At 70.3% G+C, this 15,034-nt stretch carries 10 protein-coding genes; 7 read left to right on the top strand and 3 right to left on the bottom strand.

What is annotated here, in order from left to right; translation table 11 throughout:
* Positions 1–26: 26 nt before the first annotated feature.
* Entirely contained in the window at positions 27–1,379 is a 1,353-nt protein-coding gene (locus C693_RS0117435) for a GH1 family beta-glucosidase (protein ID WP_017463570.1), read from the bottom strand.
* 126 nt (positions 1,380–1,505) lie between these two features.
* On the opposite strand from C693_RS0117435, the gene C693_RS0117430 reads away from it, so the two are divergent.
* The 6 genes from C693_RS0117430 (at position 1,506) to hemB (ending at position 8,779) form a co-directional block, all read left to right on the top strand.
* Positions 1,506–2,594, top strand: coding sequence for an ABC transporter ATP-binding protein (locus C693_RS0117430; RefSeq protein WP_017463569.1), 1,089 nt, complete (start codon positions 1,506–1,508; stop codon positions 2,592–2,594).
* Positions 2,595–2,668: 74 nt separating this feature from the next.
* Complete coding sequence (locus tag C693_RS0117425; protein WP_017463568.1) at positions 2,669–3,343, top strand: ABC transporter ATP-binding protein; 675 nt, start codon at positions 2,669–2,671, stop codon at positions 3,341–3,343.
* Entirely contained in the window at positions 3,327–5,243 is a 1,917-nt protein-coding gene (locus C693_RS0117420) for an HlyD family secretion protein (RefSeq protein ID WP_017463567.1), read from the top strand. The genes C693_RS0117425 and C693_RS0117420 overlap by 17 nt, the downstream gene beginning before the upstream one ends.
* Positions 5,240–6,469 carry an efflux RND transporter periplasmic adaptor subunit gene (locus C693_RS0117415; protein WP_017463566.1) on the top strand — a complete coding sequence of 410 codons (1,230 nt, stop codon included), beginning with the start codon at positions 5,240–5,242 and terminating at the stop codon, positions 6,467–6,469. The genes C693_RS0117420 and C693_RS0117415 overlap by 4 nt, the downstream gene beginning before the upstream one ends.
* Positions 6,466–7,701 carry an ABC transporter permease gene (locus tag C693_RS0117410; RefSeq protein ID WP_017463565.1) on the top strand — a complete coding sequence of 412 codons (1,236 nt, stop codon included), beginning with the start codon at positions 6,466–6,468 and terminating at the stop codon, positions 7,699–7,701. Before C693_RS0117415 ends, C693_RS0117410 begins: the two co-directional genes overlap by 4 nt.
* 88 nt (positions 7,702–7,789) lie before the next feature.
* Positions 7,790–8,779, top strand: a complete 990-nt coding sequence (hemB, locus tag C693_RS0117405; protein WP_017463564.1) for a porphobilinogen synthase — start codon at positions 7,790–7,792, stop codon at positions 8,777–8,779.
* Positions 8,780–8,815: 36 nt separating this feature from the next.
* Here the strand turns inward: hemB and C693_RS0117400 are convergent, their stop codons facing one another.
* On the bottom strand, positions 8,816–9,592 hold the full coding sequence (locus C693_RS0117400; protein WP_017463563.1) for a glutaminyl-peptide cyclotransferase: 777 nt from the start codon (positions 9,590–9,592) through the stop codon (positions 8,816–8,818).
* A 98-nt stretch (positions 9,593–9,690) separates the two neighbouring features.
* On the opposite strand from C693_RS0117400, the gene C693_RS0117395 reads away from it, so the two are divergent.
* On the top strand, positions 9,691–11,529 hold the full coding sequence (locus C693_RS0117395) for a monovalent cation:proton antiporter-2 (CPA2) family protein (protein ID WP_017463562.1): 1,839 nt from the start codon (positions 9,691–9,693) through the stop codon (positions 11,527–11,529).
* A gap of 36 nt (positions 11,530–11,565) precedes the next feature.
* Here C693_RS0117395 and C693_RS0117390 read toward each other — a convergent pair whose 3' ends face one another.
* Positions 11,566–14,988: an ankyrin repeat domain-containing protein gene (locus tag C693_RS0117390; RefSeq protein ID WP_026107521.1), complete on the bottom strand. Its 3,423-nt coding sequence runs from the start codon at positions 14,986–14,988 to the stop codon at positions 11,566–11,568.
* Positions 14,989–15,034: the final 46 nt, after the last annotated feature.

Raw genomic sequence — 15,034 nt, 5'->3', positions numbered from 1 at the left:
GTCCAGTGGGCCGGGCAGGATGGCCATCACGGGGCCAGGCAGGCTCCGCCGCTGCCGATCACGTCGGCGTAGAACCTTGCGCTCGCCTTGGGCGTGCGCTTCTGCGTGGCGAAGTCGACATGGTAAAGCCCGAAGCGCTTGGCGAAACCCAGCGACCACTCCAGGTTGTCCAGCAGCGACCAGGCGTAATAGCCCTTCACGTTCACGCCCGCGCGTATCGCCGCGTGCACCGCCTTCAGGTGGCGCCGGAAGTAGTCCACCCGCAGCGGATCTTCCAGCAGTTCGCCCTCGACCACCGGCGGGTCGTGGAAGGCCGCGCCGTTCTCGGTGACGTAGAGCGGGAGGTTGCCGTAGCGGTCCTTGAACCAGGTGAGCGTGTCGACCAGCCCCTGTTCGTACACCTCCCAGCCGGTCTCGGTGTAGGTGCGGTCGGGCTGGCGCACCGGCGAGGCGCGCAGCGGGTGCTGCGCCGGGTCGTGCCGCACCACCGCGCGGGTGTAGTAGTTGATGCCGACGAAGTCGACGGTCTGCCGGGTCAGCCCGAAATCGCTGGCCGGGAACGTCGGCCAGGCGTCGCCGAAGCATTCCTTCAGCTGCGGCGGGTAGCTGCCGAGCAGCGCCGGGTCGGCGAACTGCTGGTTCATGTAGGCATGGGCGCGGGCCGTGGCCGCCACGTCCTCGTTGCGGTCGCTGGCCGGGTACTTCGGCTCGATGTTGAACACCACGCCGATCTGCTGCCGGCCAACCGAGCGGTAGGCCTGGATCGCCGCGCCGCTGGCGCGCATCAGGTTGTGCGCGGCGAGCGGCGCCTCGTAGGTGTTGCGGTGGCCGGGGGCGACGGTGCCGTGCAGGTAGCCGCCGTCGGTCACCACCCAGGGCTCGTTGAGCGTGCTCCACATCGGCACGCGGTCGTCCAGCGCCTTGAACATGATCTCGGCGTACTCGGCGAACCAGTGCGCGCTGTCGCGGTTGAGCCAGCCGCCGCGATCGTCCAGCGCCGCCGGCAGGTCCCAGTGGAACAGCGTGGCGTTTGGCGCGATGCCGTGTTCGAGCAGGGTGTCGACCAGGCGCGAGTAGAAATCCAGCCCGGCCGGGTTGATCCGCCCGGTGCCCTCGGGCAACACGCGTGCCCAGTTGATGCTGAAGCGGTAGCTGGTGAGCCCCAGTGCCTGCATCAGCTTCACGTCGTCGCGGTAGCGGCGGTAGTGGTCGCAGGCGACGTCGCCGTGGTCACCGTTAGCCATCATGCCCGGGGTGTGGGCGAAGCGCTGCCAGATGCTCGGTCCGGCACCGTCGGCCAGGGGCGAGCCCTCGATCTGGTACGCCGAGGTGGCGGCGCCCCAGACGAAGTCCGCGGGAAAGAGAAAGCGTCCTGACATTGACGGGTCCGATGGCCGCACCGCGGCTTGCTGTAAACGATTACGCCGCGAGAATAGCCGAACGCCGCTTTGCCATGCACCATGGCGGCTTCGGGCTCCGGGGCGGGCCCAATCGCGGAGAACCCGATGGCGGTCGTTCGGCTGGAGGCGTTGCGCAAGGAGTATCCGGGCGGCCAGGTGGCCGTGGCGGACGCGACGCTGGAGATCGCCGATGGCGAACTGCTGGTGCTGGTCGGACCCTCCGGCTGCGGCAAGACCACCCTGCTGCGGATGATCGCCGGGCTGGAGCCGATCACCGCCGGCACGTTGAGCATCGGCGGGCGGGTGATGAACGACGTGCCGCCGAAGGATCGGGACATTGCCATGGTGTTCCAGAACTACGCCCTCTACCCCCACATGACCGTGGCCGAGAACCTGGGCTTCGGTCTGCGCCTGCGTGGACAGCACCGCCACGAGGTGGCGCGGCGCGTGCACGAGGTGGCGCGGCTGCTGGAGATCGAGCCGTGGCTCGATGCGCGGCCGGGCGCGCTGTCCGGCGGCCAGCAGCAGCGCGTGGCACTGGGCCGGGCGCTGGTGCGCAACCCCCGCGTGTTCCTGCTCGACGAACCGCTGTCCAATCTCGACGCGCGGCTGCGCCTGTCGATGCGGCTGGAGATCGCGCGGCTGCACCGCCGGCTCGGCGCCACGATGATCTACGTCACCCACGACCAGATCGAGGCGATGACGCTGGGTCAGCGCATCGTGATGCTCGATGGCGGAGTGATCCAGCAGATCGATACGCCGATGAATCTCTACCGGCGGCCGGCCAACCGCTTCGTCGCCGGCTTCCTCGGCAGCCCGGCGATGAACTTCCTGCCCGGCACGCTGCGGCTGGCCGACGGCTGGGCGCTGGACGGCCCGCACGGCGTGCTGACCCTGCCGGGGGTGACCGGCTGGCCGGCGTCGTGGGACCGCCGCGAGGTCACCCTCGGCGTGCGGCCGGAGGACCTGCATCCGGTGGACGCACCGGGACTGCACACGCTCAGCGCGCGGGTGGAAGTGGTCGAGCCGGTCGGCAACGAGGTGTTCCTCAACCTGCGCACCGGCGGCAAGCCGCTGGTGGTGCGGCTGCCGCCGCGCACGCTGCCCGAGCCCGGCACACTGGTGCACCTGGCGCCGGATCCGTCGATGCTGCACCTGTTCGACGCGGCCAGCGGGGAGCGCATCGGCGACTGAAGGCTTGCGGTGCGAACTTTTTTCCCGCAAGACTGACAAAAGGACACTTGGCTTCAGGGGGAAGGTCCAGGCCCATGGTTCGCATGGAAGCGATTACCCGCCACTACCGCGTGGGCGGGCAGACGATCGCCGCGCTGGATGGCGTCGGCTTCGAAGTCCCGAAGGGGCAGTTCACCGCGATTGTCGGTCCGTCCGGTTCGGGCAAGTCGACCCTGCTGAACATGCTCGGCTGTCTGGATCGCCCGGACAGTGGCCGCTACCTGCTCGACGACGTGGACGTGTCCACCTTCGACGACGAGCGCGCCAGCGATTTCCGCAACCGGCGCATCGGCTTCGTCTTCCAGTCCTTCCATCTGCTGCCGCGGCTGAGCGTGCTGGAGAACGTGCTGCTGCCGCGGCGCTTCCTGCGTGGCGACGGCAACGGCCTGGACGAGCGCGCGCACACCCTGCTCGAGCGGATGGGACTGGGCCAGCGGCTGGAGCATCGTCCCGGCCAGCTGTCCGGTGGCCAGATGCAGCGCGTGGCGATCGCCCGCGCCCTGCTGATGCAGCCGGCCCTGCTGCTGGCCGACGAGCCCACCGGCAACCTCGACTCCAAGAGTGCCGCCGACGTGCTGGCGCTGATCGATGAGGTGCACGCCGATGGTCAGACCGTGGTGCTGGTGACCCACGACGCCGACGTCGCCGCGCGGGCACAGCGGCAGATCACCCTGCGCGACGGGAGGATCGAGCATGATTCGGCGGCGTGACTGGTTCGGTCTGGCGATGGTGCTCGCGATGCCGTTCGCGCGGGCGTCCGCCACGGTGTTCACCGGCGAGATCCGCCTGGAGGGCGCCCAGCGCATCGAGACGCCGCCCTCCAACAGTTCGCCGGTGGTGCTGCGCTACTACGTGCCCGATGGCAGTCACGTGAAGCCGGGCGATGTGCTCCTGCGCATCGATGCCGGGCAGGCGGAATCGCAGGTGCGCAAGCTGCAGGCGGAACTGGCCGCACAGCAGGCCAAGGATGCCAAGGAGGTCGCCCAGCTCGAGCTCAAGGCCAGCGATGCCGAGCTCAAGCTGGCCGACGCGCAGGCCGAGCGCGACACGGCGGCGGTGGACGCCGCGCTGCCGCGCCACCTGATTTCCGCCCTCAACTACGACCGCTACCAGAGCGAGATGCAGCGCACCGAGCGCGCACTGGCAGTGGCGCACGAGCAGGCCGACGAAGCGGAGGCAGCGGTGAAGCGCCGTCGCGAGGACGGCGCCCTGCAGCAGCGCAAGAAACAGATCGAGCTGGACTTCGACCGTCGCCAGGTCACCCGCGCCGTGGTCAAGGCGACCCGCGCCGGCACCGTCGTGCACGGCTTCGACAACATGTTCGGCAACGGCGGGCGCTACGAAGAGGGCTCCTCCAGCTACCCGGGACAATCGGTGGGCGAGGTGGTCGGCGGAGGGCACGACTACGACGTGCGCGCCTGGGTGCTGGAGCCCGATCGCGTCGGACTGAAGACCGGGCAGCCTGTCGCACTCACCGTCGATGCCTTGCCCGGACACCTCCTGCACGGTCGTATCCGGAGCATCACCGGCGCGTCGGTCGCGCACAAGGACTGGGGTGACGGCCGCTATTTCGAACTGGCCATCGACCTGGCCGACGGCAACACGTTGGCACTGCGGCCCGGCATGAGCGTGCGTGTGGACACCGATCCGGCCGACCTGGCCGCCGATCGGCCGGTGGTGGCCGATACCCATCCATTGCATGCCGATGGCGAGACGTTCGCGCGCGACAGCATCGCGATCTCCCCGCCGGCGGTGTCCGGCCTGTGGCAGATGACCGTGACCCAGATGGCCGGCGATGGCGAGACGGTGAAGAAGGGCGCGCCGGTGGTGGTGTTCGACGGCAGCCAGGTGATGAAGCAGCTCACCGCCAAGCGCAGCGAACTGGACGAGAAGCTGCGCAAGCAGGAGCAGACCCGGCTGGACCTGGCCGACCGCGCGCGCGAAGCCGAACTGGCCACGGCGCAGGCCCGTGCCGAACTGGAAAAAGCCCGCCGCAAGGCGAACCAGCCGAAGGAGTATGTCGCCGGCGTGGAATACGCCAAGCTGGTGATCGCGCGGACCAAGGCCGAGCGCAAGCTCGCCCTCACCGTCGAGCGCGAGCGGGTGGCGGCGGCCGAGCGTCGCGCCGAGCAGCAGGTGGCCGATGCCGACGTCGACCAGGCGCGGCATGAGGTCTCCGTGCTTACCGCCGCGCTCGCCTCGCTCACGGTGAAGGCGCCGCGCGCCGGCATCGTGCTGCACCAGAGCGCCTGGGACGGCAACAAGATCGATACCGGATCGCAGGTGTGGATGGGGCAGTCGGTGGCGCAGATGCCGGATCTTTCCACGCTCGCCGTGCGTGCCTCGCTGCCGGAACGCGAACTCGAGCGCGTGCACCAGGGGCAGCGCGTGCGCGTGGTGGTGGCCGGCGGCGGCGACCGCTCGGTCGACGGCACCGTGGCATCGGTGGGCGGTACCGTGCACAGCAAGTCGCGGGTGGAGGCGATCCCGGTGGTCGACCTGGTGGTCACGCTCGATCCCAACCATCTCAAGCTCAAGCCCGGGCAGGCGGTGCGGGTGGATTTCCCGGTCGATGCGGCGAGTGCCGCGGCCACGAGGCAGGCGCCATGAGCCGCCGTATCGCATGGATCGCCTGCCTGACGCTCGCGCTGGCCGGCTGCGGCAAGCCGGACACCGCACGCGTGGTGCTGGAGCGGGTCCACGCCGGTCCGCTCGATTTCGTGGTCAGGGGGGAGGGTGAGCTGCGTTCGGCGAAGGCCACGCCCCTGCTGATTCCCGGTCAGGTGTTCACGATGCGGCAGGTGGCCTGGATGCTGCCGGACGGCAGCCCGGTCACCAAGGGCGAACTGGTGGCGCGATTCTCCGCCGAGCAGAGCAAGCAGGACCTGGACCAGGCCGAGATCGACCTGGAGCGCAACCTGCTCGCGCGCGCCGCCAAGCAGGCCGAACTGGACGACAAGCGGGGCCAGCTCGGGGTGGACCTGACCCAGGTCGCCGGGCAGCTGGCGATCGCCCACCGCTATGCCAACGCCAGCCCGGATGCGATGGCGCGCAACGACATCCTCGACGCCATCCAGGACGCCAACTACCTCACCGTGCGCCAGCGGATCCTGGAGTGGCGCGAACAACAGTCCGGTGTGCGCGGCAAGGCGGAACTGGCCGTGCTGGATGCCCAGCACAATACGTACGCCACCGTCGCCGACCAGAAGAAGGCCGATCTCGACGCGCTGGAACTGCACGCCCCGCACGATGGCGTGCTCGTGCTCGAGCGAGACTGGATGGACCAGGCGCCCCACGTCGGCAGCCGCCTTTTCGCCGGCGACAGCTTCGCCAGCCTGCCCGACCTGTCCCGGCTGGAGGTGCAGCTGGCGGTGCCGCAGATCGAGGCGCAGGGCGTGCAGGTGGGCGATGCGGTCGAGCTGCATCCCTGGGGCGAACCCGCGCAGAAAGTCGCCTCCCGGCTCAGCTGGGTGGCGGCGGCCGCCCAGTCGCGCAGTCGGCAGAATCCGGTGAAGTACCTGATGATGAAAGCCAGTGTGCCCGCCGAGGTGGCGCGCCGCTATGGCTGGACGCCGGGTCAGCGTTTCGTCGGCACCGTGGTGCTGCTGCACGCGGACAAGGGCCTGGCGGTGCCGAACGTGGCGCTGGCCAGCGACGGCGATGCCAGCACCGTGCAGGTGCTCGCCGACGGCAAGGTCCAGCGGCGCACCCTGCAGCTGGGCGTGCGCGGATCGTCCCGCAGCCAGGTGCTGTCGGGTCTGCACGAGGGCGACGAGGTACTGCTCGGCCAGTCCGGCGGCGACGGCGCACCGGCGGGCAAGGGAGTCGCGCCATGATGCTTTCACCCGCCTGGCGCGAGGCCGTCGAGGCGCTGGCGCGACGCAAGCTGCGCACGCTGCTGACCCTGCTCGGCATGATCTTCGGCGTCGCCGCCATCGTTGCCATGCAGGGCGTGGGCGAGGGCAGCCGGCGCGAGGCACTGAAGCTGGTGGAGAGTCTCGGCCTGCACAACCTGATCGTCGAGGCCAAGCCGCAGGACCAGGACAGCCTCAAGGAAATCCGTGCGCGCAGCCTCGGCCTCAGCGAGGCCGACGCCCGCGCCGCGCTGCTGGTGGTGCCCGGCGCGGAGCGATACGCCGCGGAGAAGCAGGTGCATCGCTGGGCGGTGTTCAGCGACGACGGCCAGAGCACCGCCGAGGTCAGCGGCATCACGCCGGACTATTTCCGGCTGGCCGCGCTGCGGGTGGCGCGGGGAAGGGCGCTGGACGCCCACGACAACGATTCGCTCGCCGCCGTCGCCGTGCTCGGGGCGCAGGCCGCGCACGACCTGTTTCCCGACGGCAAGGCGCTGGGTCGGCTGGTCAAGGTCAACCAGGTGTGGCTGCGCGTGGTCGGCGTGCTGGCCGACCGGGATCTCGGCCAGGACAAGTTCGAGGGCGTTTCGCTGGGAGCGGATGCCAACCGCGTGTTCGTGCCGCTGCAGAGCGCGCATGCCCGTTTCCGCTTCCAGCCGATGGAGGATCCGGTCGACCGCTTCCTGCTGCAGCTGAAGGATCCGGACACGCTGGCGGCCGGTGCGCGCGTGCTCACCCAGGTGCTGGACCAGCGGCACGCCGGTGCCGCCGACTACCGGATGATCGTGCCGCAGCAGCTGTACCGGCAGAACCAGAAGACCCAGCGCATCTTTTCGATCGTGATGGGTTCGATCGCCGGCGTCAGCCTGCTGGTCGGCGGCATCGGCATCATGAACATCATGCTGGCGAACGTGCTCGAGCGCCGGCGCGAGATCGGCCTGCTTCGTGCGATCGGTGCGCGGCGCGGCGACATCGTCAAGCGTTTCCTGCGCGAAGCGGTGGTGATCTGCACTTCTGGTGCGGTGATCGGCCTGGTGTTCGGCGCCCTGCTGGCTTACGCCATCGCCGTGTTCGCCGGCTGGAAGGTGGCGTGGCAGCCGGTCGGGGTGCTGGCCTCGGCGGTGGCCTGCGTGCTGATTGGTCTGGCTTTCAGCATCTATCCGGCGCGTCAGGCGGCGGCGCTGGACCCGATTGCGGCGATCCGCGACGAGTGAGGCGGGGCCAGCTGCGGCTGCGTGCCTCGTGGGACGCGGCCACCGCGGGCGTACAATGCGTGGCTGAGTTTTCCTGCAGGAACGATCCATGAGCTACCCCGCGATCCGCCCCCGCCGCATGCGCCGCGACGCGTTTTCCCGCGCGCTGATGCGCGAGCACACGCTGCAGGCGACCGACCTGATCATGGTGGCGTTCGTGATCGAGGGCGAGAACCGGCGCGTGGACGTGCCGTCGATGCCCGGCGTGCAGCGGCTGTCGATCGACCTGCTGCTCGAGCTGGCCGGTGAATGCGTGCGGCTGGGTATCCCGGCGCTGGGGTTGTTCCCGATCACCGATGCGCCGAAGACCGAGGATGCCGCCGAGGCCTGGAACCCCGAGGGCCTGATGCAGCGCGCGGCACGCGCGCTGAAGTCGAAGTACCCGGAGCTGGGTCTGATCGGCGACGTCGCGCTGGATCCGTACACCATCCACGGCCAGGACGGCCTGATCGACGAACACGGCTACGTGATGAACGAGCCGACCATCGAGGCGCTGGTGAAGATGTCGCTGGCGCAGGCCGAGGCCGGCATGGATTTCGTGGCGCCCTCGGACATGATGGACGGCCGCGTCGGTGCGATCCGCGATGCGCTGGAAGCGGCCGGCCACATCCACACCCGCATCCTCGCCTACTCGGCCAAGTACGCCTCCAGTTTCTACGGCCCGTTCCGTGACGCGGTCGGCTCGGCCGGCAACCTCGGCAAGGGCAACAAGCACACCTACCAGATGGACGTGGGCAATGCCGACGAGGCGCTGCGCGAGGTCGAGCTGGATATCCATGAAGGCGCGGATGCGGTGATGGTCAAGCCCGGCCTGCCGTACCTGGACGTGCTGCGCCGGGTGAAGGACGCCTTCGGCATGCCCACCTTCGTGTACCAGGTCAGCGGCGAATACGCGATGCTCAAGGCTGCCTGCCAGAACGGCTGGCTCGACGAGAAAGCGGTGGTGCTGGAAACGCTGACCTGCTTCAAGCGCGCCGGCGCGGACGCCATCCTCACCTATTACGCGGTCGACGCCGCACGCTGGCTGCGCGGCGAGTAGGACGCGCCGGAAAGCCCGCGACGGCGGACTGCGGACTCAGTGCTTCGGGCCGGTCAGCCGGATCTCGTAGATCTTCGGCCACTGCTTGCCGGTGACGAACAGCCGGTCGCCCTTCGCGTCGTAGGCGATGCCGTTGAGCACGTCGTTGGCCGGGTCGATCATCTCACCTGGCTTCGGGCCGAGGCCGGCCAGGTCGATCCAGCCGACCACGTGGCCGCTGACCGGATCGATCCGCGCGATGCGTGAGGTGAGCCACACGTTGGCGTAGATCTGCCCTTTCACCCATTCCAGCTCGTTGAGGTTCTTCACCGGCGCGCCGTCGGCGGTGACCATGATCGAGGACACCTGTTCGAGCGTCTCCGGATCGAGCACGCGCAAAAACGGCGTGCCGTCGCTCATGTAGATGTGCCGGCTGTCGGCGGTCAGCGCCCAGCCTTCGCCCGGGTAGTGGAAGCTGCCGGTGGGGCGGAAGCTGTCCAGCTCGTAGGTATAGCCCTTCTGCGATTGCCAGGTCAGCTCGACCAGCTTGTTGCGCCAGGCGACGATGCCCTCGCCGTAGTCCGGCGGCGCCAGGTCGCGCTGCTGCAGCACGTGGCCGGTGGCCAGATCGACCTTGCGGATCGAGGAGGCGCCGATCATGCCGGTGCTCTCGTAGAGAAAGCCGTCACGGTAGAACAGGCCCTCGGTGAAGGCCTGCCGGTCGTGCGGATAGGTGTGCACCACCTTGTAGCCATAGACCGGGACGGCGGCGTCGGAGGCGCAGGCGGTCAGGACCAGGGAGGCGGCGAGCAGGAGGCGGGTGGCAACGTTCATGCCCGTGATGATTCCACACTTGCCGTGGAGTTGGTCGCGGTCACGGAGCCGCCGCAGGCGCGTGACATAATCCGGCGACCTGCCGAGGAGCCCGCCGCTTGCACAGTCCGCACTATCTCGAGACCGCGCTGGTGTTCCTGCTGGCGACGGTGATTGCCGTACCGCTGACCAAGCGCTTCCGCCTCGGCGCCGTGCTCGGCTACCTCGGCGCCGGCGTAGTGATCGGGCCGCAGGTGCTGGGCCTGGTGCGCGACACCGACGGCGTGGCCACGATCTCCGAGTTCGGCGTGGTGCTGATGCTGTTCGTGATCGGCCTGGAACTGTCGCCGCAGCGTCTGTGGGTGATGCGCCGCTCGGTGTTCGGTACCGGCGCGCTGCAGGTGATCGCCAGTGCGCTGGTGATCGGTGGCGTCGGGTACGCGCTCGGCGGGCTCACCGGCAAGGTGGCCGTGGTGGTCGGCGGCAGCCTGGCGCTGTCGTCCACTGCGTTCGGCCTGCAGATCCTCGCCGAGCGCAAGGAGGCCGGTTCGGCCTACGGCCGCCAGGCGTTCTCGATCCTGCTGTTCCAGGACCTGGCGGCGATCCCGTTGATCGCGATGGTGCCGCTGCTGGCCAGCTCCTCGGCGCGGCACGGCGTGGACCTGGTCGGCATCGCGCGTACCGTCGGCATCATCGTGGTGGTGATGGTGGGGGGGCGCTACCTGCTGCGCCCGGTATTCCGCTTCGTCGCCAAGGCCAACGCGATCGAGGTATCCACCGCCACGGCGCTGCTGGTGGTGATGGGCACGGCGTGGCTGATGGAACGGGTCGGCGTGTCCACCACGCTGGGGGCGTTCCTGGCCGGCGTGCTGCTGGCCGATTCGGAGTACCGGCACGAGCTCGAATCGCACATCGAGCCGTTCAAGGGCCTGCTGCTGGGCTTGTTCTTCATCAGCGTGGGCATGTCGATGGACCTGGGGCAGCTGCTGCACCAACCGTGGCTGGTGCTCGGCCTGGTGGCGGCGCTGCTGCTGATGAAGGGGGCTCTGCTGTGGCCGCTCGGGCGCACCCTGGGCGGGCTGGACGGCGCCGACGCGCTGCGGCTGGCAGTGCTGCTGGCCTGCGGTGGCGAGTTCGCCTTCGTGGTGCTCAAGCAGGCCGGTGATCGCCATCTGCTGGAGCCGGGCCTGCACGGTGTGCTGGTGCTGGCGATCACCCTGTCGATGGCGCTCACGCCGCTGCTGGTGGTCGCTGCGGCCAAGCTGCTGAACGTGAAGGCGCGGGTGCCCGAGCGGGAGTACGACGTGATCACGCCGGACGCGCCACCGCGCGTCATCATCGCCGGCTTCGGGCGGATGGGGCAGATCGTCGGCCGCATGCTGCGCGCGCAGAACATCCCGTTCGTGGCGCTGGAATCCTCGGTGGAGCAGATGGACACGCTGCGCCGCTTCTCCAACACTTCGCTGTTCTTCGGCGACCCGGCGCGGCCGGACCTGCTGCGTGCGGCGCAGGCGGACAAGGCCGAGGTGTTCGTGCTGGCTACCGACGATCCGCAGGCCAACCTGCGCATCGCGCGGCTGGTGCGCCGGCAGTTCCCGCACCTCAAGCTGGTCGCCCGCGCACGCAACCGCCAGCATGCCTTCCGGCTGATGGACCTGGGCGTGGACGAGCCGGTACGCGAGACCTTCCATTCCAGCCTGAAGATGACCCGCAAGACGCTCGAGGCGCTGGGCATGCCCACCGCGCAGGCGGTCGACCGGGTCGAGCGCTTCCGCCGCCACGACGAAAAGCTGCTCAAGGCGCAGTACCTGGTCTACGACGACGAAACCCGGCTGGTGCAGACCTCGCTGGAGGCGCTCAACGACCTGCAGAAACTGCTCGACGCGGACATGTCGCCCGAGGCCGAGGAAGAGCGTCGAAGCGCCTCGGCGCCGGTCGGGGCGGTCGATCCCGACTAGCCGGGTGGCCCGGAGCCGCCGGGCTCCGGGCCTGTCTCATTCCGCCGGCTGGGCCGGCTGGCGCAGCGTCTGGCGCACGCTGGGCACGATCGACGCGCCGCGGGCGGCCAGCTCGTGGGCGATGTCCACATAACCCAGGTGTCGGGCCACGTCGGCGGCAGTGCGGCCGAAGCCGTCGGCGGCATTGCGGTCGGCCCCGCGGGCCAGCAGCACGCGGGCCGCGGGCAGCAGGGCGTGCATGGCGCAGGCGTGCAGCGCGGTCACGCCACGCTGGTCGGCGTGTTCGAGCCGTGCGCCGGCGTCCAGCAGTACCGGCAGCAGCGCACCGATGTGGGTGGCGTCGCAGTCGCTGCCCGGGCGCAGCTGGGCACCGAGCAGCATCAGCAGCGGGGTCTTGCCTTCGAGGTCGGCGCGGTTGACGTCGGCGCCGCGCTTGAGCAGCACGTCGAACAGCCGGCGTGCGCGCAGGCTGTCCTGGCTCTCGAAGCCGAACTGCGCCGCGGCGTGCAGCGCACTGCGGCCGCGGGCATCGACCGCATGCACGTCGGCTTCGCCATCGAGCAGTCGTTCGACCAGCTCGGGGTAGCCCATCGCCGCAGCGACCATCAGTGCGGTGCTCTCGCCGGGCAGGCGCTGGTCGACGGTGACGCCGCGTTCGAGCAGCAGCGCCACCAGCGGTTCGCGTCGGGCTGCCACGGCCGCGCCGAGCGCGGTCATCCCGTTCTGCGCGGTCGAGGAGGCATCGGCGCCGGCGTCGAGCAGCCGCGCGGCGACGTCGCCATGACCGGCACCGCAGGCGTGCAGCAGGGCGCTGGCGCCCTGCGCGTCGCGACTGTCTACCGGCGTGCCCAGCTCGAGCAGTCGTTCCACCGCCTGCGCCGCACCGGCCGCCGCCGCCGCCGGCAGGTCGCTGTCGCGCAGCGCACGGCGCGGCAACGGCCAGTGACCCCAATCCAGCCAATGCTTGAGTTCGGGGTGCTCCATCGACAGGCCCAGCGGTGTCTCGCCGCGGGCATCGCTGGCCTCCGGGTCGGCGCCGTGTGCAACCAGCGACTTCACCACCGGTAGCGCCCGGGCGCCAGCGGTCAGTGCATCGAACAGCGGCGTGCGGCCGTGTGCATCCCGGGCGTTCGGATCGCAGCCGCGTGCCAGCAGCGCCTCGGTCATGGCCAGATGTCCCGATGCCGCCGCCAGATGCAGCGGGGTGCGTTGCTGGACGTCCGGGCCGAACGGATCGGCACCGCGCTCGAGCATCGCCAGCGGCAGGCCGAGCGCCTGGGCATCGCCGTCCAGGTGGGCCAACGCCACGCCGAGCAGGCCTGCGCCGGCCGGAGTGGCGCCAGCGAGCAGCAGATCCTCGATGGCCTCGGCCGAGGAGGGCAGCCGTTTGAGCAGCGCGTCGAACAGGCGCGGCCCGCCGGCGTCCTCTTCGCCGGCCATACGCGCCTCGGCCGACAGCCCGTGCTCGAGCAGCCAGCGTCGCGCACCGCCCAGGCCCGGCTCGGCGAGTTCCTGGTACAGCCGCGCCAGTTCCGACTCCGGCCACTCGCGCACGCGCTGGACGAAGCTGGAGACCACGGCCCAGTGGCCGAAGCGCAGCGCATCGAGCAGATGGCCCGGGGTGTCCTCGCCGGCGGCGAGCGTCTCGGCACTGAGGCTGGCCGGCAGCGGAGTATCGGGGTCGAGCAGGGCGACCAGGTCCCAGCGTCCGGCGGCGGCGGCGTGGTCCAGCGCGCTGCGGCCATCGGCGCCGGCGGCCTTGGCATCGGCACCCAGGGCAAGCAGTGCCCGCACGGTGTCCGCGTGGGCGCGCGGCGACTGGCAGGCGAGGGTCAGTGCGTCGCGGCCGTGCTGGTCGCGCAGCGAGGCATCGGCCCCGGCCTGCGCCAGCAACTGGACGATGCCTACCGCGCCGGCGCGGGCGGCTTCCATCAGGGCGGTGCTGCCGTTGCGGTCGGCCAGATCGACCTCCGCGCCGGCGGCGCGCAGGGCGCGTGCGATCTCCTCGTGACCTTCGGCCGCGGCGACCATCAGTGCGGTCCTGCCGCGGGCATCGGTGGCATTGACGCCCGCACGCTGCTTGAGCAGCAGACGCACGCCGGCCGGGTCGTCGTCGGCGATGGCGGCCGCGGCAACCAGCGCGGGCTCGCTGTCCGGCAGCAGGGGCTTCGCGCCACGTTCGAGCAGGAACCGGGCCAGCGTCCAGTTGGCGGCACGGCATGCGGTTGCCAGCGGAGTGAGACCGGCGCGGTTCGGCGCGTTGAGGTCCGCGCCTGCATCCAGCAGCATCGCCGCCACGATCGGCTCCTCGCTGAGTACGGCGCCGTGCAGCGGGGTGTTGCCGTCGGCGTCGCTGACGGTCGGGTCGGCGCCGTTGGAGATCAGTGTCATGACCGCCTCGGCGCGTCCGGACAGGCTGTCGCGGGTGGCCGCCAGCAGCGCGGTAAGTCCGCCCTGTGCGCGGTTCACGTCGGCGCCCCGCGAGATCAGTGCGCGCAGCAGGCGGATGTCCGGCAGCAGCGCGGCAAGCAACAGCGCCGGGCGCTGGTCGCGATCGTCCGGGGGCGGGGTGGTGTCCGGGGCGGCGCCGCTTTCCACCAGCGCCAGTGCGCGCTCGATGTCGCTGTCGCGGATCGCAGCCAGCAGTGCGGCGGACTGCTCCGGGCTGCCGGCAGTGCGCTCGGCCTCGGTCAGCGGCGCCACCGGCGCGCGCTTCACCGGCGCGGGCCGGTCCAGATCGGCTCCGGCCGCCATGCGCGGGCGGTGACGTTCGCACAGCAGGGCGCGCAGCGTACGGTTGGCGATCACCAGGCAACCCAGCGGCATCAGCACCAGGCCGTACAGCACCATCGCGGCGGTGCGCAGCTCCGGCGGCAGCACGCCGTACAGGCCGGTCAGTGCGAGCGCCAGGAAAGCCAGCACCAGCAACGAGAACGCGGCCGGCAGGAAATGCGAGAAGAAGCGCTCCTCGCGCGACAGGTGCCGGCCGAACGCGATGCTCCGTGCGGTGGCCGTGAAGATCCACGAACCATCGCTCTGCGGTGGGTAGGCGTCGTCCCACACGAACACCAGGCCGAATGCGGGCCACAGCCGCCACAGCAGGCTCAGCGCGATCACCAGTGCCGCCGCCAGCAGCAGCGCGGCGCTCAGGCTCGGCGCCTGGCTCAACTTCAGCATCGGCCAGGCCACCAGCAGGAAAACCAGCGCGACGTAGGTGCTGAACATCACCAGGTACGCGGCGCCACGACGCAGCACGGTGCGCCCGAAACGGGGCTCCGGGTCGAACCCGATGGCGTGGCATACCGCGGCCATGGTCAGCGCGTTGGCGGCCAGCAGGGGAATCAGCACCAGCGGGTGGGTGGTGGCCGCGGCGATCGCCACGGCGATCCATCCGGGAATGAACCAGGCCAGAGCCTGCAGGAGGGGTGGCGGCCGGCGCCGCAGCTTGGGGGGAGTCATCGGGCGAGTATAGAAACCGGAGAAGGAAACGGCGGTAACCCGGTGT

The sequence above is a fragment of the Dyella ginsengisoli LA-4 genome (assembly GCF_000334915.1).
Lineage (GTDB): Bacteria > Pseudomonadota > Gammaproteobacteria > Xanthomonadales > Rhodanobacteraceae > Dyella_A > Dyella_A ginsengisoli_A.
This window is presented reverse-complemented; position numbering and strand designations above follow the sequence as displayed.